The organism is Aliihoeflea sp. PC F10.4 (genome assembly GCF_054612275.1).
Genome location: NZ_JBTSWH010000001.1, coordinates 2858364 through 2879985 on the forward strand (window position 1 = coordinate 2858364; position 21622 = coordinate 2879985).

Genomic DNA, 21622 nt, shown 5'->3' on the forward strand with positions numbered 1-21622 from the left:
ATGCCCCACGCCCCTCGAAACGTCCGCCTTCGCCACGCGCTCGCCGGCACAATGGCGCTGTCGCTCGCCGCGCCCGCCATCGTCGCCGTCACCGCGCCAGCCCAGGCGCAATTCTTCGGCGGCCGCATCGTCTATGACCCGACCAATTACAGCCAGAACCTGCTTTCGGCCGCCCGCGCGCTGGAGCAGATCAACAATCAGGTGACGTCGCTCGCCAACGAGGCGCAGATGCTCATCAATCAGGCGCGGAATCTCACCAGCCTGCCCACCTCCATGATTTCCGAGATCGAGGGCAATTTCTCCGAGATGAAGAACCTGCTCGCCCAGGCCGAGCGGCTCGCCTACAGCGTGCAGGACATCGAGAGCCAGTTCGCCTCGACCTATCGCGACTTCGCCGGCGACAAGACCAACGAGCAGCTCGTCGCCGCTGCCCGCGAACGCTGGCAGCAGTCGCTTTCGGCCTACGAGCATTCGCTGAAGGCCGGCGCGACGGCCGTGGGCAATATCGACGGCGCGCAGGCGCAGACCCGATCGCTGGTCGGCGCCAGCCAGTCGGCGGTCGGCATCCTTCAGGCGACGCAGGCCGGCAATGAGCTGCTTGCCGTGCAGGCGAGCCAGATCGCGGACCTGACCGCCATGCTGGCCGCACAGGGACGCGCCGAGGCGCTGGAGCAGTCCCGCCGCGCGGCCGCGCAGGAGCAGGCCCGCGAGCAGTTCGGCCGCTTCATGTCAGGCCGCGACTACAGCCCGTCCACCGTGCGCATGTTCAACGACTGACGACACGCACACGATGGACCTGAAGATCGCCGCCCGGATGTGTGCTGTCCTCGCCATCGGCGCAGCCATGATTGCTGCCGTCGCTGCGCTGCGCGAGGCAGGCTCGGAGGACAACGCCCCCGCCACCCGCCTCCGTGATCCGGGCGGCGAGCCCGCCAATGCCGAGCTGGTTCGCTGCCGCGACCTCGGCATGGCGGCCGCCGACGATGCCGCCTGCCTGAAGGCATGGGCCGAGAATCGCCGCCGCTTCCTCGGCGCACCACCGGAGAGCGCGCAGCCATGAACGACGTCGGCGTCATCGACCGCTTTCTCAGCGTCTTCACCAGCTATATCGACTCCGGATTTGGCCTGCTCGGCGGCGAGGTGGCGTTCCTGACCACCACGCTGATCGTGATCGACATCACGCTTGCCGGCCTGTTCTGGGCCTGGGGCGCCGACGAGGACGTGCTTCAGCGGCTCGTGAAGAAGACCCTCTATATCGGCTTCTTCGCCTTCATCATCGGCAACTTCAACTGGCTCGCCAACATCGTCTTCGAGAGCTTCTCCGGCCTCGGCCTTCAGGCCGGCGGCGGATCGCTTTCCGGCTCCGAGCTTCTCCAGCCCGGCCGCGTCGCGCAGGTCGGCATCGACGCCGGCAATCCGATCCTCGAGGCCGCCGGCGATCTCATGGGCTATCTCTCCTTCTTCGAGAACCTCGTCCAGATCGTTGTGCTCATGACCGCCTGGGCCATCGTGCTGATCGCCTTCTTCGTGTTGTCGATCCAAATTTTTGTGACCTTGATCGAGTTCAAGCTGACGACGCTCGCCGGCTTCGTGCTGATCCCGTTCGCGTTGTTCGGCAAGACCGCCTTCCTCGCGGAAAAGGTGCTCGGCAACATCGTCGCCTCCGGCGTCAAGATTCTCGTCCTCGCCGTGATCGTCGGCATCGGCTCCGGCCTCTTCGGCGAGTTCACCTCCGGTTTCCCGCCAGAGCCCACCATCACCGACGCCATGTCATTGGCGCTCGGCGCGCTCGCCCTGATGGGCCTGTCGATCTTCGGTCCGGGCATCGCCACCGGCCTCGTTTCCGGTGCGCCACAGCTTGGCGCCGGCGCGGCTGTCGGCACCGGCCTGGCTGTGGCCGGTATGGGAGCGGCGGGCTATATGAGCGCGCGTGCGGCGGCTGGCGGCGGCGCAGCGGCGATCGGAGCCGGCGGGCGCATGTCGGCCGCTGCCGCGCGCGGTGGTGCCCATCTCGCCGGCAGCACTTCGGCCGCCTACGGGCTCGCCGCTTCCACCTCCGGCCAGTCCGGCATGGGCGCGGTCGCGGCCGGTCTCGGTGGTGTCGCCAAGGCCGGCGCGTCCGCCGCAGCTCAACCCGCCCGTCAGGCCATGTCGCGCGCGGCCGATGCCATGCGGTCCAGCTTCCGCTCCGGACAGGCCGGCGCATGGACCGCCACCGGCGGCCAGTCGCAGGTCGCCGGCATGGCGTCGGGCGCAGGTAGCGCCGCCGAAACCGCCGCGCCCTCCGGACAGCCTGCATGGGCCGCGCGCATGAAGCGCGGCCAGACCATCAGCCACGGAACCACCGCCGCCGCCCATGCGGTCCGCTCCGGCGATTCCGGCGGCGGTTCCATGAACGTCTCTCTCAATCAGGACGACCGAGGATGAACCTCTTCAAACGACCGACCGTGCGCTACGCACGCACGCCAGAACCCGAAACCCCATACAGACGAGCCGCCCAGGTCTGGGACGAGCGCATCGGCTCGGCCCGCGCGCAGGCGCGCAACTGGCGGCTCATGGCCTTCGGCTCGCTACTGCTCGCCGGCGGCTTCGCGTCCGCGCTCGTCTGGCAGTCGACGCGCGGGACCGTCGTGCCCTGGGTGGTGCAGATCGACCGCTTCGGCGAGGCCCAGGCGGTCGCATCGGCCGTTGCCGACTATCGGCCGACCGATCCGCAGATCGCTTGGCATCTCGGCCGCTTCATCGAGCAGGTCCGCGCGATCCCCGCCGATCCGATCATCGTGCGGCAGAACTGGCTGCGCGCCTACGAATACACCACCGATCGCGGCGCGATCGCGCTCAACGACTACGCAAGATCGAATGACCCCTTCGCCCGCGTCGGCCGGCAGCAGGTCGCCGTCGAGATCTCGTCCGTCATCCGCGCCTCGCCCGATTCCTTCCGCATCGCCTGGACGGAGCGCCGCTACGAGAACAACCAGCTCGCGGCCACCGAGCGCTGGACCGCGATCCTGACCGTGGTGATCCAGCAGCCGCGCACCGCCGAACGCCTGCGGGCCAACCCGCTCGGCGTCTATGTCAACGCAATCAACTGGTCGAGGGAGATGGGATCATGAAGGGGGCCTACAGGAAAAGGATTTCGCTGCCGCTGGTCGTGCTGGTGTCCGCGACGGCGCTCGCTGGCTGCGCCAGGAAGTATATCCCGCCGGAGATCGACTACGACGATGCCGCGCCCGCCGTCCTGACCGCCGATCCGCCCGGTCCGGTCCGCATCGTCGAGACGCCGAAGCCGCTTCCGCTTCCCGGCCAGTTGAAGCCGGTCGACGGAGCCGCGGCGAAGCCCGAGCCGGCCGATCCGCGCCAGCGCATCACCCAGGCCAACGAGGCCGCCCGCATGCAGCCCGTCCGCGACGGCTTCATCAACGCCGTGCAGGTCTATCCCTATTCGGCAGGCGCGCTCTATCAAGTCTACGCCGCACCGGGACAGGTCACGGACATCGCGCTCCAGCACGGCGAACAGCTTGTCGGCTCCGGTCCCGTCGCCGCCGGCGACACCGTGCGCTGGATCATCGGCGACACGGAGAGCGGGACCGGAGACCGCAGGCAGGTCCACATCCTCGTCAAGCCGACGCGGTCGGACCTTCAGACCAACCTCGTCATCAACACCGACCGGCGCACCTATCACCTTGAGCTGCGCTCGACGCCCTCGACCTATATGGCGTCGGTCTCCTGGCAATATCCGCAGGACCAGCTCATCGCGCTGCGCCGAAAGAACGCGCGGGCGACCCAGGTTCAGCCCGTGGCGAGCGGCGTCGACATCTCGAAGCTGAATTTCCGCTACCGCATCGAGGGCGACACGGCGCCGTGGAAGCCGCTGCGCGCCTTCGACGACGGCTCCAAGGTCTATATCGAGTTCCCGTCCGGTATCGCCCAAGGCGAGATGCCGCCGCTGTTCGTCATCGGCCCGTCCGGTAATTCCGAGCTGGTCAACTACCGCGCCAACCAGAACTACTACGTCGTCGACCGGCTGTTCGCGGCAGCCGAGCTGCGCATGGGCGACAAGGACGCCCAGCGCCGCGTCCGCATCGTCCGCACGGACGGCAGGCCGGCGGCGCGGCGTCCCGCGATCTTCGCCAGGGGAGAAGGACGATGACCGACGCGCAGACCTCACCCGGCGGCGACATTCGCGCCGAGCTGCGCCTGCGGCCGGAGCCGCACCGCGTGACCCGCCTCTCGCGCAAGGTGCTGATCGGCCTCGGCGGTGTCGCTTCCGTCGCCGTCCTCGGCGCGCTGGTCTGGGCGCTCGATACGAGCCGGCGCAGCGGCCAGCAGCCGTCCGAGCTTTACAGCACCGAGAACCGCTCGACGGCGGACGGCTTGCAGAACCTGCCGCGCGACTATACCGGCCTGCCGCGTCCCGACGTTCCCGAACTGGGGCCGGCTCTGCCCGGCGATCTCGGCCGCCCGATCCGCCGCGCGCAGGAGCAAGGAAGGCCGGTCGCACCGCCGGCGATCCAGACGCCGCAGGCCGATCCGGAGGAGCAGCGCCGCCTCGCCGAGATGGAGGCCGCCCGCACCGCGAGGCTGTTCACCGACAGCCGCGGCGCGCAGGTCGCTGCTCCGCAGATAGGCGCGGTAAGTCCCGGCGGAACGGCCTTCGACGGGCTGACCCTTCCGACCGATCCGCCGCCGCTCGATCCGGGCTCCGCGCAGAACATGCAGGATCGCAAGCTCGCCTTCGGCAACGCAGAGGCCGACCGCCGCACGGTCAGCACCGACCGCGTGCAGGACAAGGCGTCGCCCTATGTCGTGCAGGCAGGCGCCGTCATCCCCGCCGCCCTCATCACCGGCATCCGCTCCGATCTTCCGGGCCAAGTCACGGCACAGGTGACGGAGCACGTCTACGACAGCCCGACCGGATCGCATCTGCTGATCCCGCAAGGCGCGCGCCTCATCGGCCAGTACGACAGCCAGGTCGCCTTCGGCCAGCGTCGCGTGCTGCTGGTCTGGAACCGCATCGTCATGCCGGACGGCACCTCGATCGTGCTGGAGCGGCTGCAAGGCGCAGACCCGCAGGGCTTCTCCGGCCTTGAGGATCAGGTCGACTATCACTGGGGCCAGCTCTTCCGCGCGGCCGCGCTCTCGACGCTGCTCGGCGCCGGCACGCAGCTCGCCATCGGCGACGAGAGCGAGATCGCCCGCGCCATCCGCGAGAGCGCCCAGGACAGCGCCTCCGACATCGGCCAGCAGATCGTGCGCCGCCAGCTCAACATCCAGCCGACGCTCACCGTGCGGCCCGGCTTCCCGGTCCGCGTGATCGTCCAGCGCGATCTGGTGATGCAGCCCCACGGCGCGGCGAGGGAGCCGTCATGACCAAGCTGAAGCTATCCGCCATCCACGACGACCGGCCGGTCAAGTTCACCGTCGAGCTTCCGGCCGCCGTCCACCGCGATCTCGTCGCCTATGCCGAGATCCTCGCACGGTCCAACGGTGAGAAGGCGCCACCCGATCCGGCTAAGCTGATCGCGCCGATGCTCCAGCGCTTCATGGCAACCGACAAGGGGTTTCGGAGAGCGAGGGGGCAGCTTCACCAGGCCGCGAGCTGACCTCCGAAAGACTGCCCAGGAGGCGACGGCCTAGGATTACGGGAAGTGCTTGTTCCAGGGAATGACGAAATCCACCACGTAGTCGTGGTTTCGTGGGTGATCCCGCGCCATTTTGACAAGCACCTTTTCCACGGCCTGCTCCGACTGGATCAGCCTTGCGTCGCTGAATGCGACACGATCGTCAGGCTCAAAGTCCCGTTTCTCATTCTGTATATGCACGCGGTTTCGTAGTTTGCGCAGTTCATCGAGCTGATCGTAGAAGGCTGGAGGCTCCGCAAACAGGTCGTGCTTTCGCGCCTGGTCTATGCTCACTGCCAGCTTTTCGACAGTCATCCTCCGCCATAGAGCAGCCAGAGCCGCCGAAAGGTTCGCTACGCCCTCCCTCTTGAGGGTCCGCACCTTGTCATAGAAATCATAGAGCACCGCGTCGATGATCGACACGTTGAGTATGATGATCGGTTTCCTCAACGCTTCCTTCCGCTCCTCCGACGCACCGGCCCGCAAAGCATACAGAGCCCCGAGGATTTCGAGGTTGTAGGCTATGTTGTCGCCTAGCTTGTAGTCGCCGATGAACGTGCTGGACACGGTGAACATGGCTACGATCCATTATGCGATGGTGTCATATTCGAACGCATAGGCTGCGACTATTTCCGTTGGCTCATATGGGCCGTTGCGGCTCATGCGGCCCGTTTCGGAAATCAGGTGAAGGTTCTTCCGCGCTCGCGAACAGATGACGTAGAGTAGCTTTTTGGCGCTATCGACATGCGAGTCCCCGAAGTGAGGCACCATGCCCTGGAGCAGCGCGAAGGCGATCACAACATCATACTCGGCACCCTTGACGTTGTGGATCGTCGAAATCGTTATGCCCGAGCGGCTGGCGAAGACGCGACGAAACATTGTGATGTCGGAAATACCCTGAAGGCCCTCGCGTTGAAGACGTTCAACGCGATCCCGTGAATCGCCAAAGAAGGTGTCGTGATGGTCTTTGAGGGCTGGATATTCTGTGAGTTCGACCCCGAGTTGGAAAAGCAGTTCATCAAAAAATAGGCTGAGATAAGTAAGACCGTCCTCTTCTGCTATCTCAATTGCGTTGCACAAGCGAAGCAGGTCTCGCCTAGAGAGCGCTCGGACATGCACCCCCGCATGCTCAAGCTCCGCGATAATCTCACCAGCCCAGCGCAGGCGCCGGACATAAAGCTGAGGAGACGGCTCCGTTAATGCCAGGCGCGCGAGCTTGTAGAAGAAGTTGTCGATGTTCCGAGCGAACGGTGCGATGCCAGGGCCATCGAAACTATACTCTGGCAAGGCTGCCACAAGGCTGCGGGTGACGGCCGCCAAGGGTATCCATTGCGGTGCGACGATGCAAATCTCGCGCGGCGCTATCCCGGCCGTCTCAATATTGTATCTGAGCAAACGAACCAGCTCGTCTTCGAGTTCTCGACTTGGCGTCGCCAAATTATATGAAATCAGGCTAGAAAAGTGACGGTCCTTGCCCTCCGCCCTGATCTCCGCAGGGGCAACATGATATTTTGCAAAGTAGCCAACGATCCTTTCGGATGAGCGGTAGTTGATCGACAAGCTCTTGGCGATGAACGATGCTTGGCAATTTGCCGCGAACTGTTCACGAGTAATCGCGTATCCCCCAAGCGAGCCGAAGATCGCTTGATTGGCATCTCCCACGACGAATGCGTTGGTGCGTCCTGCGCCCGCCCTCATAATGCGAGCAATGATGCCGTACTGGATTTCCTTCGTATCCTGGTACTCGTCCACCAAAATGAAGGAGAACATCTTGCTGAGCAGGACGGCAATCGACGGCACCGTGGAGACAAGTTCGTAGGCAAGGCGCAGGATCATCTCGAAGTCGATCTGACGGCTTGCTCGAAGGTCGTCCCAATACCAACCAAGCACCTCCATGACAGCGGGGCGAAACCCCGCGTTGATGCCGCGCAGTTCGCAGCCGTTAGTGGTGTAATTATAGCCGCAGTGGAACGGCGTGACCCGATGGCGTGATGCTTGGCAATGCGCGGCAAGCCTGCGATCCGTCTCGTGGGCGTCGATGACCCGAAAGCCGTTCTGAAGCTCCGGGTGATAGATGCCATAGGGCCGCAGAATCCAGTCAAGGCAGAAGCTGTGAATGGTGCCGATCCAAAGCTGCTCGGTATCCACACCCAGCGCCTCGATGCGCTCGTGAATCTCATCCGCCGCTCTGTGAGTGTAGGTGATCGCCACAACCCGCTTCTTGCTGGTCGTCAACCGCGACAGCTCCAATGCGGCTTTGTAGGTCAATGCGCGCGTTTTCCCGCTGCCGGGACAGGCGCTCAGAAAGACATTCCCCGACGCGGTGATTGCATCAACCTGCTCGGCGTTTAGGTCGTCTTGTGGCCAAACGAAAGTCATGCGGCGTGGTTGAGTATGCGGCTGATCTGATCGGCGGGGAACGCTGCAACCATCTCCACTAACAGCTCAGCTAGGGCGATCTCCCCCTCCCGAAACCGCTCGACATGGACGCGCATGGACTCGATGGTTTCCGGGTTCTCCAGCCCGCTGGATTCGAGGCGCTTGATACGATGAAGCAGGATGTTGGCGACGACCGGACGACTTGGGCTGTGGGCGGTAAAGAGAGCCTTGGCAATGTAATCGGGCAGTTCAGTATCAGCGTCGATTTTCTTGGCCACCTGGATTGCGAACCAGCCTTTGCCGGCGCCGGCAGCTACGGTCAGAACCCTGCGGCCAAACTGCGAAATGTCGCCGGACCGCAATTCGGAGGTGGCGAGGGCGATGGTGGCTGGTTGGGAGTAGAAATCTGGTAGGGCAGCCACGACAGGCTGGTGATTGCCCGCCTCGACAAAGTCGACCTCAAATGTGTGACGCGCGTAGTGGACAGAAATCCACGGATTGCCGGCCGCGAACTCGTCCAACCGGATCTGCCGGGCCAGTCCAGCCTGCTGCGAACCCAGCGCCCTGGCCTTTGCTCTTCGTGTTTGCTCGTCATCGAGCGAATCTGGTGTGGTGTCGAAAAATGCCGTGTCGAGATCGGTGACAATGGCGCATCGCTTGCGCATGCGGTCTTTATGAAAGACGACAGCAACATTTTCAAAGCCCGTGCTACCGATATTGATGAGACTGATCCCAAGCTCATCAAGACTCACCCCGAGCACCTCCTTCACAAGCGCGGGCACAAGAATCTCCTCAGCATCGCCCTCGACGAGCAAGACGCTCTTCGCAAAAAGAAGATTGCTGCGTACCGCATCAAGATAGCGCTGAAGGCCGCGCACCTGGTCCGGCGGCAAACCGGCAGCAGGCTGATAGGCTTCGCAACGCCCTTCGACGCGGCTCAGCACATTCACATTCTCGACGTTGCTCACCTCGGAGATGTGTGAGGAATGCGTCGAGTAGATAACCTGCGTGTCCGGATAGCTCAGCCGATCGAAAAGCGTCTTCTGAATATGCGTATGGATGTGCGCTTCGGGCTCCTCGATCACCAAGAAGTTCGCGCAAACCTGTTTCTCCCTCTGATATCGAAAATGAAGCAGCTTGAGCGTGAGATAGATGAGGTTGGCGCCACCCAGGCTAAGCTCATGGATCGCCCCCTCGTAGCCATCGTCGGTCTCGCCGACGAACAGCCGCAGAGATTGAAAGAGCTTCTCAGCCTCGGCCGGGACACCTGAGCGAATCCACATGCCGGCAGGAGAGTACGTCTCTCCCGCCGCGTCGCGGATGGTTTGACGAATATCACCCCGGATCGCTCCCACATCCGGCAATTCCTCGATGGCCGCGTTCAACCCGTTGACTAGCTCAGTGATCGGCTCAAGGGCCTTTGGGTCGACCTCACCGCTTTTGCTCCGCAGCAAGCTCAGTAGAGGATTCGTCCGATTGTTCTGGAACTCCGCCACAACATCGCGAAGGGCCTGCACGAAGGTGAAAGAGATTTCCTTTGCTACGGAGAGAATCTTCGGTACGCGCCCCCCAATCTCGGGCGGCTCTAACTCTGTGGGGAAGCGAACCGCTTCGAAATCGCCCACAAAATCGCGATACTGAGCGGGATCGCTAAAATCGGCTGTGCTCCTGCCGGTAAATACGACTTCATAATCGTCCAGGGTGATTGTGCGGCGCAAATCGCCGAGCCCATCGACATCTCCCTCGTCAAGACGAGACAAGCGGAGCCGGGTGGAGGTATTGGGCCGAAAAATGAGGTTGTAGGTCGCTCGGCCTATCTGCTCATCTTCGACGTTGCCGGCTCCATGAAGGAAAAGCGCCTGAATCGCTTCATCCTGCGAGACCTCTTCGAACTCAAGGCTTATGACTATCCAATGTCCGCGCCAGTCATCTAGCCCACGATGGAAGTCGCCCTCTTCAATGCGGTGCGACATCCGAAGCATATCATCGTCGAGAAGCAACCGCATCGCACGGAATAGGTTCGTTTTGCCCGAGCCGTTTTCGCCGATGATCGTGTTTATGCCCTTCCTGAAGGGCACATTCACGCGCGCAAAATTGCGATAGTTGACGAGCTGTAGTCGTGAAATGTGCATGCCGCCCTTGTCGCCATCCGATTAACACCCCCCGACAGCATAGGTTACATTTGGCGCTCGGACGAGGGCCGGCTATTCTGGGCCTTGCGATATTCCACGAGCATTTCGAAGAGCGTCTTTCGCTGCCGCTTGCCGAGATGTTCTCGGACAAAATCTTTGCGGCTGTCATCCGTCCCGAACACAAACCGCTTCGCCGCGCCAACCACCATCCTATTCATCGACTCCACCCACACAGCGGGATCGTTGGCTTCGATCCGACGTTGTGTCGCGAGATTGTTCACGGCGACGAAAACGGCCTTCGGACCGATCGGCAGCATGATGTAGGAATCGTCTGCCGCAAACTCGTACAGTGAAATGAGAGGTCGGTCGCTGGTGAGAAACTCGGCATCACCCGAGATCTCCCTGATGAACCAACGCATGTTGTTTATCAGTTCCCCGATCATCGAATGATCCATCAGCGTGGGCGCGACGGAGATCGCCCAGCTCTCCAGCTCATTCGGATGCAGCGTGTCCATATAGGCCGCGAAGGTTGCGGGCCATCCAGTCTGCTTCTTCGCCTGATAGGCTTGTTCCAGTTCCGGCAAGTATCTTGCCCACTCCTCCACAAGCCCGGTCTTGAGCGTCGCCATGTCGTTCGGCATCCGCATCATCAGCGACATCAGAAAACGCGACCATGCGCTGCGCGGACCGGATTCTCGATGGATGCGCGGGTCGCCGGTCTCCAGCATCGTCAGCGCATCGTGCGCCAATGAATCGAGCCTGGACATGAAGTCGGACTCCATCCCCTGCGCCTTCTCTGCCGGCGCGGCCGGGTCACTGTAGAGATTGTATTCGCCCCCCGATTGCGCCGGATACACCCACTTGCAATCGACCTTGCCACCGTACGGCATGCTGTAACGACGCAACCGGCCGTCCACTCCCGCCCATCGGGATTGGTAGAAGGAAGGGAGATAGTGGTGATACCTAGGTACGCTCATGGCGATCTGTCACATCGAGCTAGGACCGGATGACGGTCGATTTCACCGCTGTGCCACCAAACGCCGCGAACATCGTGTCGCTGATCTCCTGCTGCTGGCTGCGCAGGTGCTCCTCAAGAAGCTTGATGATGCAGCCGGCATTCACGCCGGGAAGCGCGTAGTTTCCATTTAGCAAAAACTTCCGCCTAAAAGGGTTGCCCAAACTCACGCTGCCATTCGGACAGCTTCTTGAGCGTCTTGCGATAGCTGCCTTCGTCTTTGGCGAACAGAAGTGGTGTGGTCCGCCCTAAATCGTCATCCCGACCGTTCAGGAAGGCATCAACATGTTCAGGCGGCAAAGACCGTTTGGCGTCGGTCGTGATCTTCTCTTGATACCACTTGCGCTCGGCCTCGGCCTCCGCTTCGCGCGTCCGCTGCCTTACCAAATCGGACAGCGCGTTGCGCGCCCGGCTCAGCCCGGACTCGCTGTCCTCCGCTGATTCCAACGGCGTCATTCCATTGAGGTCATCGCGTTTCGTGTTCAGGAATGTTCCAAGATCGAGACCGCTCAGTTCCTTGTCGGCGTCCACGCAAAGCCGTTCACGTCGCGAGAGGCGAAGGCGGTTTGCTTCCTCGACTTGCTTTGCGCGAAGTTCTTCTGCCTGCTTCGCCATCTGTACCTTACGGCGTCCGATGGCGGCTCCAATCGGCAACCCAACGGCTCCCTGTGGCAGTGAGCCGCGCTTCTCCAGCATGTCAACGATGGCGTCGATTTCGCCTGCGATCTTTGGAACTTCGATGTCCGATTGAAGCGCAGTTCGATATGTCATGCCGGATTCGGCGTGAATGGAATCCAGCCATGAATCCCCTGTCATGTTTCCGCGTTCATCGTCGGGGAGCTGCGCCAATATCCAATCGACGGCCTGAACGGCCGCTTGCATGGCATCGGTCCTTCGCTTCTCCGCGAGTGTCCGGGCCTTCCAAGGCTCGGCAAACTTTGACGCGAGCACCATGCCGTAACCGTGCTGCACTAGAACCCCGGCACCGACGAGGTATTTCAGAAAGGCGTCTACAGCCTTCCACGGCGGCGCAAAGTCCGGTTCGATTGTGGCGGCATCGTCGGCCACCGCGGCCGACACACGGCGGAATGGTGATCGTATGACGCCAGCCTTTTCCAGATATTGCGTGATCGGGACGGCTTTGCAGACGCCGTTGCCGAGGCATCGGTCGTGAAAAACCTCAGTTAGAATACGCGCCTGCCAGACCGCAGGCGGCACCGTGAAACAGCCGATGCCCGCAACCGTGATGCCGACATGTTCGCCGAGTCCAACGGCTTGAAGCTCGGCAAGACGGGGAGCTTCATCCATCACGGCATGAGGCGGCGCGGTGCGATAGGCATGAATCAGTTCGTTGACGCGCCTGTCATGCTTCGCTTGGGCGATAGCCTGCCGCTTCTCTATCTCAGCCTGCCATTTCTGTTCGTCAGCCCGGCGCTTGGCCTTTGCGGCGTCGATACCGGGATGATACAGCCAATGGCGCGGTGCTGTTCGCAGCACCGCATCCGCGATTGCTTCTCGCGTCGAGTCACGCGGGAGTCGCGACAGGTCAACCTCAACGGCCGGGATGCGGTGTTCGCGAAGGCGCTGAATCTTTGCTTCGTCGCTGAAATGCGTCACCGCGACCTCAACGAAGAGATCGTAGCCCAACGCACGAACATACAGGTCGGGGATTATCTTTTTCGGATCGGTGTATTCGAGCCGGAGAATTTCGGTTTCGACCTCTTGGCCCGGCTTCGTCACGACTTGTTTGCGTTCATCGAGCGCGGAGCGCTCCGGTAGAAGCATTTTCGGATTGGCCCGAAACGCTTCTTTGGCAAGCAGATGCAGGACCGTTTCAGGACCGCCGCCGCACGCTCTTCCGCTGTCGTGAGCGAAGTGCGGTATCTTATGGTCGGCTTTGGTCCTTGCGACCAACGGTGCCTCACACGCAGGGCAAACGCAACCGCAAGAACGACCGCGTGAAACCTCGCTGACGTGCAGTAGTTTCCCGTCGGAGCTTCGACCGTAGACTAGCTTCGCACGCTCGGAGCCGAAATTATTGTCGGTGCCTTGATTTTTCACGATAACCCCGTTCCTACCCTATTGAATTGGGATTGGGAGCGAGAATGGTACGCAGAGACGAAATGTTTCCAGTTGAAAGAGCGTTGCTGACGGCAGCAAGAAGCGTGTAGTCAATGCCTTCCAGAGCTACATCGTCATCCGGAAGGTCTGCCGTATTCGGTCGTACAATTTTTGATACGACAACCAGTTTGCGATAAAGCTCCACAACATCGCGCAGGACATCGAGCCATTCTTCGGAACGATCAGGAAACTCCGAGGCGGAAAGCCGCAGTGCCCCCAAAATTTCGCGTACATACCAAGGCGCTGGCGGTTGTGTCCGAAACACGGCGCTCGACAGTCGGTAGCGATCGCCAAGAAAAAGCTGCACCTGCTCGAGGCACTTCTCAAAAAGTGGATGGAAGTATTGCCGGGAGTTGTCGAGGCCAGTGTCCTTTCCAGCCACGACCTCGAAAAAAAGGAGCAGAGACGAGAGTTCGCCGATAGTCCAACGCGAGGGGTCGTAGATACGCCCTTGGGTGCTGTCGCTTGGATAAACCAGTTCGTAGACTTGCGCGGCGACGAACTCGGATATGGCGTTCCGTCTGCTCCAGAACTCGTACTGCCCCCCCGTCTCCTGTTTGATAGCGTCGAAAATGCCTTCCGGAAACATCCGCTCGTAGGCCCGCAACTCCGTACGAGAGATGAAAATGCCCTTCGTCATCAACATGCTTTCAAACCTATGCAGCATCACTCGATTGGCGGAGGATGGCTGCAGCTTGAGATGGGGAATCTCAAGCACGCCTTGAACAAGCTTCAACGATGACTTGGCGGAGAATTTGTCGAGCCAGCGAAGTCGAGCATTCTCAACACGTTCAAGGAGATCGGGAGGAGGCACGCCACGTGCGAATGCTGACCGCACCAATGCGGAGAACTTCGAGATCCAGTACCGAGAGCGGACCGGCTCTGTCAGCAAATCATCCATCGCGGCGCGGATGTCCAAATGTTCAGCAGGTATAGGTGCGGTGCCCATTCGTGATCGAAGCGATAGAAACGCCTTTACAGCCTCATTGCCCAGATTAGGTAGCCGTGTTCGGATTTCCGTCTCTGTCCACTCGGGATCGAGCACGTAAACGTTACCGTCATCCACGATAGGAACGGGGGCTTTCTGGCCAATCTGAACAGGACGCTCATCCTTCGCGTCGACGTGCTTAATCGCATAGCCGAGGTCCAGGATCTCAAAAAAGTCTAGAACGATGAAGAAATGATCCGACTTGGGAATGTAAACGTAGTTCGAGTTGCGTCGTCTCAAAACCGGCACGGAGATTGAATAAGAATCCGTCCCAAAGTCGATACATGCAAATAGGTTGTAGCGATCATCCATCAATTATACCAAGTTTTCGATAGATGTCCTTCACAAGCCCGTATATGGTTGCCATGTAGCTCTCTGTACTAATCGGCCACACATCATACTGGCGTATTTCGATCCTCTTGTTGATCGCTCGAAGCCGCTCCTTCAAGCCTTTATCATCGAAGTACGGACGGGGCATAACAATGCCGATCAGGTGGTCGGTGATCGAAACGTCTGATCCACTTTGGATTTCGATGGCAAGTGAGCGGTCGTCGGCTGTCACCTGATCTCGATTATACATTGCGCAAAGAGCCTGAATTTCCGAGTGGCGCACAGTCAGCTTACGCCTCTGTTTCACCTCATCGACCGGCTTTGCTTTTCCGTGGAGGTAGTCGACGTCGTTTCCGAAGAATATGTCTATGATGAGGTCGATCGCTGGGCTTCCTTGCGCAGCCAATTCGTATCCTTCAGCCTCAAAATCTGAAAGATAAGCTGGAAACCGACCTGAAAAAAATGCGCCCGAATCGAATGGATAGATTCGCCTCATGTTCAAAAGGCAAGTGCTTTTCAGAATCAGGACGAAGGGTAGTTGCCAATCCTTCGGATTTTCGTGAAATTTCCGGTACGATGGCCGACCGTGGAAGAAATAGGCGAGATTTTCATCGGTGAATGTATCGCATGCTGTAACGGAAATCTTTCCCTCTCGAATCACGGACAGCAGGCTTTTCGACTCTGCCGAATGAACGAGTGGCAGAGCTGATCGGAAATTAGTGCTTTGCTCCGAAAGGAAATCGGCGAGGCTGTAGTCTTTTAGCTCATCCACGGGACCGCACCGTTCATTTGACACTCGATGGAAGAGGATCACTGGCGCAGATGAAAAACAACTAACGGGTGAGACGTATCGACTATTTTTTCCTATCTTGGGACCTCGTCACCCGACAAAGAAGCGAGCCTCATGGTTACACCACTCCGAACCGCAATCTCCGCCAAAAAGTCTCCAAGCGCACTTTCATCGTCGAAGATGCCAGCGCCAACCAAATCCTCATCCCCCAGAAAGCAGTCAAGAACGTCGCGGAATTGTTCAGAAACGTTGCGCCCCGCGAGGTAATCTGGCGGGATGCCGGGATGGGCCACGACCTCCGACGCAGGCACCACATGCGTTCCTACGGAGCCATACACCCAGACGAATGCTCCTTTATCGGTACTCGCGAGCATCTTCTCGCACTGTCCGACAAGATCCATCTGTCTCTTCCCGTAAGACTTGCGCGCCGCACTGGCCGATGAAGCTGGCGGGCTGGTTCCTACGCGCTTCTTGGCCTGGATCAACATGCCCTTCGAGATTGTGGGCAAGCCTCGCCCCGGCTCCACCCGGATACCAATATAGAGATCCGCACCACTCTTCGACTCATCGGATTTCGCGCCCCTGTCGCGAAAATCCTGCGCTACGGCCGTTACCCTGTAGCCGTTGATGTTCATCCCGTGCAGCCGGGTTTCGAGCATCGCTGCAATCTTGGATGAAATCGGCGCCTCCTGCGCCCGTCGTGCCAATTGTGATCGCACGACATCATCCACCGCTCCTCTTATCAGTTCCGCGACGACGTCCCGCGTCACACTATCCCCTTGAAGCACTACACCCCCATCCCCGGCGCTGGCCTCGTGGCCGCGCAGATGATTTTGAAACCGTTCGATATTCTCGTTCCGCCAGATAGCATGGCGGCGGCAATAATAAAATTGAGGTCCAGCCGTGTATTAGTTTTCAATACTCTTCGTAGCATCTCGGCGGACAGAGAACCTTTCTCCATTTCCTTTCTGTGCGACGATCTGCGCCGCCACCGCATCGTCTCCTGCGATGACGCGATGGCTTGCGCGCCAAAGGGCTCTGTTCACGCCTCGCGGCCATGTCGACGAATTCAACCCAAGAGGCCAGCGCGAGGATCACTACACACTGCCGTCAAGGCGGCGCACGATCGCTGATGACAACGGCCACGCTGGCGAAATCAGGTTCAAATCGTGCAACTTCCACTGATCGCCGGAGACGGCAAGCCGATTTTCAGCTACCTGATGGGGCACGCTACAAACAATCGTCACCCGCAAGGATCATCGGACCATTAATCTAGCAGCTTCAGCCATGTCGCAGAATTTCTCAGACCGCTACGGCTTCAAGCCAGCCGAACCGGAGATCACCATCAGGGAGGACGCCCCGGATGACTTGCGCTTTGCGGTTGCGCAGATCGCCGTCAACGCAGGGATGCGGCCGAGCCAAATACGTGATGTTGTCTGTACCGTCCTATTCGTGGCGCCCGACCGCAACAATTGGTCCGACTACCCGAACATCTGGGATGAGGTTCAATGGCTGCTGGAAAAGTGCGACTGGTTCAAGGTCTATGACATCGCTGAACTCCTACATCGCAATCTCCACTATCAAGAGGCGGACCAATTTCGCGACGAGCTGAACAGGTTTTTCCGCGAAAAGGGCATCGGTTGGGAGTTGAAAGACCACGAAGGCATCGTGTTCCGTGGCAGCGCGCCGTTTACCGCTGCCACCGCCAACGCTGTCGAGGCCCTCGAAGCGACCGGACGCACAAACGCCGCTACCGAAGTCCGCGAGGCGCTGCGCGACATTTCCCGCCGACCGGAACCGGACAGAACGGGCGCTATCCAGCACTCCATTGCGGCGCTGGAATGCGTAGCACGAGACATCGCTAATGAACCTAGACTTACGCTTGGCCGTCTGGTGCCCCGCCTCGGACTTCCGCGTCCGCTGGATGAGGCGGTCGAGAAGCTTTGGGGTTTTGCCTCGGATCGGGCCAGGCATATCCGCGAGGGGCAGCAGCTCACCGATGACGAGGCCGAGCTAGTTGTGAGCGTCGCCTGTGCGGTCTCGATCTTTCTGGTTCACCGACATTGACGAATGCCAGATCGGAGAGTGGAGGCGAAATGCACGCGACACTGGACGAACTCGCTGTCGAACTCTTTCGCGCCTTCGCGCGCTTTGAATACGCGCTGAAAGCCGCTGGCTTTCATAACGGCGACGGAAATGCCGAGCCGAACTGGCGTTCGTTCGCCGAATCCATCCCCGGCCTGTTCGATGACCCCACCGAAGCCCCACTCAAGGAGGCCGTCAGCTATGTTCTTGCGCACCCTCCGAAAAAGCAGGTTATCGCGGCAGGCGTTCTTACCTGGGCAGTGGCCGCGCCCCAAACCGACCTCCAAGCTGATCGCGTGCTACTCTATGTGCGGCGCGTCAGGAACAACCTCTTTCACGGAGGAAAATTCAACGGGCACTGGTTCGCACCCCAACGTAGCGAAGCGCTCCTGCGTCATTCCCTTGAAATTCTACACACCTGTTTAAGAGCGTCACCGGACGTTCAGCGGGCTTTCGCCAACTGATACGCCCATCAACGGAAAGTGCAGCGCGGTCCTCTGTAGCTACTCAGCTTCTCGGCTCTTATCTCCATGTCGGTCAGACAAAGGCCATGCTGTCCCATAGCTGGCAGTCGCGAGTTGATTGCAGAAGCCGGCATGGCCGACTGCCAGATCCGCCTTGTCGAGCACTATCTGAAACAAGCTTTCAGCTAGGATCTGCGCACTGTTCGCTCCCGACCATAGGACCGATCTGTTACCCGCATGGACCAGAGACGATCTGAAATTATACAGAGTCTTGATTTCCCTCGCGATCTCTGCCCGCGCACCGTTGTCGGTCGTCAATAGAACGGCGGCGTGCCGAGCAATTGTCTGAACAACCGGTGCCGTTTTGTCGTCCGTGGATAGGAGCGACTCGATGGCCGTGAAAAAATACAGGAGTCTTTCCGCTCGATCGTCGGCTTGGCGGCCGCGCGTCAACCATCCAAGTCCCTGACTGACACGCTCGGCAAGGCTCTTCTTTGGGGGGTCGAACAGAAGCTCCGCCTGCGAAAGGAACTTCTTTTCGAGACTGGTGGCAACCACGGCTTCGTCGATCTCATACCACGGCGGAACGCTGCTGCCGCCTGCCAACACCGCTGATCCCTCCAGCTTGACCCCCTCCTTATGGACAAGCGTCGACCGCAATGGATGTGGCTCTATACTGCCCGTACTCGGGAAATGCCCGGCCCACGTCCGATGGCTCAGACGCAGAAAGCTGACAGCAACATCAACGAGCCACTTGCCCTCCTCCTCCACGTTTTCTGCGACAGCGTCGACTTTGACGATCCAGCAGACAGGCCGCATCTCGATGACGATCTCTGGCGTGAGCCGTAGGGAGAATCCTTTTCCTGCCACGATGCTCACGCGATGGTCAGGGTGGGCGGCCTTCCACTCCAATGAAAAGTCCTCGGTCCGAAGCGCCCTGACACGACCGACCCTGATCTCTTTCACGGCTCGACCGAACCTCACGAGATAATTCGGCGCCAGATACTCGTATGAGGAGTTTCCACGGTCAAAAACCGCCTGGACCATATCGGTGACGGCGGGTTCGATCTGCTTCGCACCGGCGACGAAGGCGTGTGCATGGTTCATCGCAATCTGGGAGATTGCTTTTTCATGCCCCGCCTTCGACTTCAGAAGCTTTGCCGCACGGTTCACAAAGCGGGAGTGGGCATTGATGATCGTATCCGAAAGCTCGACGGTGCCCGCAAGGCCGAGCACATATGCGCGATCATTTCGAATCTGAACCGCACCCGCGCTGTTGGCTGAGCCTGCAAAAGCGGACAGGAAGCTTGTTGCCGCGTCGATAAGATCTTTGTCTGTCATTTATTGTCGATTGCCTGGAATGTTCTTACGGATGCGCATGCACAAACGAGGAAGACAGCGAACTATCGCTGCAACCCTGCCAAGAATTGTTGTGCAAGCCTTCCGAGAGCAGTTGATTTCCTATCATCCTAAATCATTGCCAACTACCATACTTTAGGTCTGCCTGCCTACGCGCCTGCGATCGTCGGGAAGACGCACCTAGTCGTCGGCATCTCGACCTGCTCTGCCCTCGCAAAATTCGCAACCGACTAAATAGCTGTGTTCCGGCACGCCGCCGAGTTGACCTTCGGCGCAATAGCTGCACACGCCATAGTCGTCGACCGTAACGAAGCATTCCGAACAGACATAGATGTCGTGGTGCTCGACGACGCTGTGATACCCCCCGCAGTCAGGGCAGTTTATATCCACATGATCGAAATAATTGTCCTTCGTGATTGCCTCTCCTGTATCGAGGCTTTCCCGAATGAAGTCCTTGGTGAAGGACTTCTCGCAGTCGGGACATTGTTCTGGTGGCCCCTCGTAGGAGTTGAAGCGGATCTCGCGCCCGCAGTCCTCGTTCTCGCATCTGACCTCGACTTCGGCGCCGGAATAGCTGCATACGACGCACGCCGCCGAGGATATTGCGCCCATGGGTTCTGAAACCTTGACCGCCGAGAAGTGGCAACTCGGACAATCGCTGACGAGCCGGCCGGTTCTTCGATGAGCCAGAAGCTCGTCGGCCTTCGACTTGAACTTTTCCTCCAGATACGAGCGATGCCCCTCCATCTTCCGGCTGACGCGCCGGATGTCGGCCTTGAAGCCTTGGAACTCTCCCCACTCTTCCAGCAGAAGGCGTAGCGCCAGCCAACCAGCGCACTGCTCTGCCGCTATCCGAGCGAGCCCTTCGGTCCCTTCGTTCTCACCCTCTCCCGCATGTGCGAAATGAACCATCGTGTTGCGATGCTTCGTTATCTTCACGAATATGTCGCGCGTCACCGAGGGAACTGCCACCCCGGCGATCTTCTTCAACCGGTCAAGTGCCTGTTCCGGTGTGACCGTCCTCGACTCACCACGGAAAAATGCTGACTTGTCGGCATGATCCGGTTTGTCGAGCAGAAGCGACCAGTGCTCGCGCATCAGTCGTGCCTTCAAAAACAGTTCGATCGCGATCGCAAAATGAACCGTTGAGAACTTCGCAGAATCGGCAAACTCATCAATCGCACGTTCGAGAAACTCAAAGGCGCTGGACGCCAAAGCGGCAAAGAGGTCATCTTCCGACAGAAAGGCCGCTTCATTTCGTCGCCTGCTGCTCGACATCACGTCCTCACCACGAACCCATGATCGAACACCACCTCCCGAGGTCGAGCATCTGACTGCCCAGCGGCCGCTCGCAATGCTAAGAACCAGGCCAAGAGGATTGGTCCTTCGGCAAGCGGCCCTCGGGATCGTAGACTGCGAGAGCATCGTCCGCCGTCAGGTTCGCACAGAAGACGACGAGATTGGTGCCGCCGGCGTGGCGCAGCGACGGGAACAGCAGTCCTCGGCACCCATCGGCGATCAGCCTGTCCGACAGATGCCACGATGGCGGAATCTTCCTGTCGATCCGAGCGATCTTCCGCCACGCGCAGTCCCACGCCGCCCACTCCTTGGCCCACGTGGCGGGATCGAATCCAGCCGACAGATCGGCCACCTGGTCGAGCGTGACGACATAGGCCGCGAGCGTGCCTGGCAGCGTGATCGACGCGCCCTGCCGATATTCCTCAAGCGCGGTCTGCGGGGCGCGTGACAGATACAGCGCCTCGATGCCCGGCCGGTTGAACCGGCCGCCGTCGATCGCCGCACCGGCGCCGCTGGTCGGCGCGAACGCCCATTTCGGCGTCAGGTAGCGGTGGAAGACCTCATTCGGTCCAAGCCGGACCAGCTTCATCCGCGCGCCCCGTTCTCCAGATCGCGCAGATAGGCCAGCACCGCCTCGCTGTGGCCCTGGGCGACGAGTTCCGCCGCCGTCTTGTGGTCATAGTCGGCGATCGGCTCGTTGCGGAACCAGTAAATCGCCTTGTCGATATCCCCCGTCAGCGTGACGGCAGCGGTGATGACCTTAACCATCTCCCGCAGCCTGCCCTGAAGGCGTTCTGACGCGGGATTGCGTAGCGTGTTCCGATGCACGCCCGTCAACTGGGCTAGGTTCGCGACCTGGACGCCCAGCGCCTTCGAGAGCCGCTTCGGAGAAATGTAAGGCGTCCGGGGCTCCTGCAAGCTCTGCACGAAGCCCGACACGATCGCCGTCTCTGCCTTCTCGACATAAGCCATTGCATATACCTCGCATCACCTGATGCACAATATATGCACATTATTCAGCATATCAAGCGCACCGGAA

Annotated in this window: 22 protein-coding genes; 9 read left to right on the top strand and 13 right to left on the bottom strand. The window is 60.2% G+C overall.

What is annotated here, in order from left to right; all coding sequences use genetic code 11:
* The 7 genes from trbJ to ACX82Z_RS14480 are packed head-to-tail and all read left to right on the top strand — an operon-like array spanning position 1 to position 5603.
* Positions 1–777, top strand: coding sequence for a P-type conjugative transfer protein TrbJ (gene trbJ / locus ACX82Z_RS14450; protein ID WP_459589704.1), 777 nt, complete (start codon positions 1–3; stop codon positions 775–777).
* Positions 778–790: 13 nt separating this feature from the next.
* Positions 791–1060, top strand: a complete 270-nt coding sequence (trbK-alt, locus tag ACX82Z_RS14455) for a putative entry exclusion protein TrbK-alt (protein ID WP_459589706.1) — start codon at positions 791–793, stop codon at positions 1058–1060.
* Complete coding sequence (trbL, locus tag ACX82Z_RS14460) at positions 1057–2427, top strand: P-type conjugative transfer protein TrbL (RefSeq protein WP_459589708.1); 1371 nt, start codon at positions 1057–1059, stop codon at positions 2425–2427. The genes trbK-alt and trbL overlap by 4 nt, the downstream gene beginning before the upstream one ends.
* Positions 2424–3113: a conjugal transfer protein TrbF gene (gene trbF, locus ACX82Z_RS14465; protein WP_421928646.1), complete on the top strand. Its 690-nt coding sequence runs from the start codon at positions 2424–2426 to the stop codon at positions 3111–3113. The genes trbL and trbF overlap by 4 nt, the downstream gene beginning before the upstream one ends.
* Entirely contained in the window at positions 3110–4150 is a 1041-nt protein-coding gene (gene trbG / locus ACX82Z_RS14470) for a P-type conjugative transfer protein TrbG (protein ID WP_459589710.1), read from the top strand. Before trbF ends, trbG begins: the two co-directional genes overlap by 4 nt.
* On the top strand, positions 4147–5370 hold the full coding sequence (locus ACX82Z_RS14475; protein WP_459589712.1) for a TraB/TrbI/VirB10 family type IV secretion system protein: 1224 nt from the start codon (positions 4147–4149) through the stop codon (positions 5368–5370). Before trbG ends, ACX82Z_RS14475 begins: the two co-directional genes overlap by 4 nt.
* The gene (locus ACX82Z_RS14480; protein WP_459589714.1) at positions 5367–5603 is read left to right on the top strand and encodes a DUF2274 domain-containing protein; all 237 of its coding nucleotides are present in this window, start codon (positions 5367–5369) and stop codon (positions 5601–5603) included. Before ACX82Z_RS14475 ends, ACX82Z_RS14480 begins: the two co-directional genes overlap by 4 nt.
* Before the next feature lie 36 nt (positions 5604–5639).
* Here the strand turns inward: ACX82Z_RS14480 and ACX82Z_RS14485 are convergent, their stop codons facing one another.
* The 9 genes from ACX82Z_RS14485 to ACX82Z_RS14525 form a co-directional block, all read right to left on the bottom strand.
* Entirely contained in the window at positions 5640–6197 is a 558-nt protein-coding gene (locus ACX82Z_RS14485; protein WP_459589716.1) for a hypothetical protein, read from the bottom strand.
* A gap of 12 nt (positions 6198–6209) precedes the next feature.
* The gene (locus ACX82Z_RS14490) at positions 6210–8000 is read right to left on the bottom strand and encodes a UvrD-helicase domain-containing protein (protein WP_459589718.1); all 1791 of its coding nucleotides are present in this window, start codon (positions 7998–8000) and stop codon (positions 6210–6212) included.
* Positions 7997–10132, bottom strand: coding sequence for an ATP-dependent nuclease (locus ACX82Z_RS14495; RefSeq protein ID WP_459589719.1), 2136 nt, complete (start codon positions 10130–10132; stop codon positions 7997–7999). The genes ACX82Z_RS14490 and ACX82Z_RS14495 overlap by 4 nt, the downstream gene beginning before the upstream one ends.
* Before the next feature lie 44 nt (positions 10133–10176).
* Positions 10177–11109 (bottom strand): DUF4238 domain-containing protein, encoded by a 933-nt coding sequence (locus ACX82Z_RS14500; protein ID WP_459589721.1) that lies wholly within the window; start codon positions 11107–11109, stop codon positions 10177–10179.
* A gap of 19 nt (positions 11110–11128) precedes the next feature.
* Entirely contained in the window at positions 11129–11284 is a 156-nt protein-coding gene (locus ACX82Z_RS14505; protein ID WP_459589723.1) for a hypothetical protein, read from the bottom strand.
* Between the two features lie 10 nt (positions 11285–11294).
* Positions 11295–13061: a competence protein CoiA family protein gene (locus tag ACX82Z_RS14510; protein WP_459589725.1), complete on the bottom strand. Its 1767-nt coding sequence runs from the start codon at positions 13059–13061 to the stop codon at positions 11295–11297.
* Positions 13062–13221: 160 nt separating this feature from the next.
* On the bottom strand, positions 13222–14568 hold the full coding sequence (locus tag ACX82Z_RS14515) for a hypothetical protein (protein ID WP_459589727.1): 1347 nt from the start codon (positions 14566–14568) through the stop codon (positions 13222–13224).
* Positions 14561–15358 (bottom strand): hypothetical protein, encoded by a 798-nt coding sequence (locus ACX82Z_RS14520; protein ID WP_459589729.1) that lies wholly within the window; start codon positions 15356–15358, stop codon positions 14561–14563. Before ACX82Z_RS14520 ends, ACX82Z_RS14515 begins: the two co-directional genes overlap by 8 nt.
* A gap of 92 nt (positions 15359–15450) precedes the next feature.
* A complete protein-coding gene (locus ACX82Z_RS14525; RefSeq protein WP_459589730.1) occupies positions 15451–16146 on the bottom strand; it encodes a hypothetical protein in 696 nt (231 codons plus the stop codon).
* Between the two features lie 517 nt (positions 16147–16663).
* Here ACX82Z_RS14525 and ACX82Z_RS14530 point away from each other — a divergent pair.
* Positions 16664–17443: an AbiJ-NTD4 domain-containing protein gene (locus tag ACX82Z_RS14530; RefSeq protein WP_459589732.1), complete on the top strand. Its 780-nt coding sequence runs from the start codon at positions 16664–16666 to the stop codon at positions 17441–17443.
* 29 nt (positions 17444–17472) lie between these two features.
* Positions 17473–17925, top strand: coding sequence for a hypothetical protein (locus ACX82Z_RS14535; protein WP_459589733.1), 453 nt, complete (start codon positions 17473–17475; stop codon positions 17923–17925).
* A 39-nt stretch (positions 17926–17964) separates the two neighbouring features.
* On the opposite strand, the gene ACX82Z_RS14540 is transcribed toward ACX82Z_RS14535, so the two are convergent.
* From ACX82Z_RS14540 to ACX82Z_RS14555, 4 genes are all read right to left on the bottom strand, one after another.
* A complete protein-coding gene (locus ACX82Z_RS14540; protein ID WP_459589735.1) occupies positions 17965–19266 on the bottom strand; it encodes a hypothetical protein in 1302 nt (433 codons plus the stop codon).
* A 198-nt stretch (positions 19267–19464) separates the two neighbouring features.
* Positions 19465–20562 carry a hypothetical protein gene (locus ACX82Z_RS14545; RefSeq protein ID WP_459589736.1) on the bottom strand — a complete coding sequence of 366 codons (1098 nt, stop codon included), beginning with the start codon at positions 20560–20562 and terminating at the stop codon, positions 19465–19467.
* Between the two features lie 79 nt (positions 20563–20641).
* Complete coding sequence (locus ACX82Z_RS14550) at positions 20642–21172, bottom strand: RES family NAD+ phosphorylase (protein ID WP_459589738.1); 531 nt, start codon at positions 21170–21172, stop codon at positions 20642–20644.
* Positions 21169–21555: a hypothetical protein gene (locus ACX82Z_RS14555; protein ID WP_459589740.1), complete on the bottom strand. Its 387-nt coding sequence runs from the start codon at positions 21553–21555 to the stop codon at positions 21169–21171. The genes ACX82Z_RS14550 and ACX82Z_RS14555 overlap by 4 nt, the downstream gene beginning before the upstream one ends.
* Positions 21556–21622: the final 67 nt, after the last annotated feature.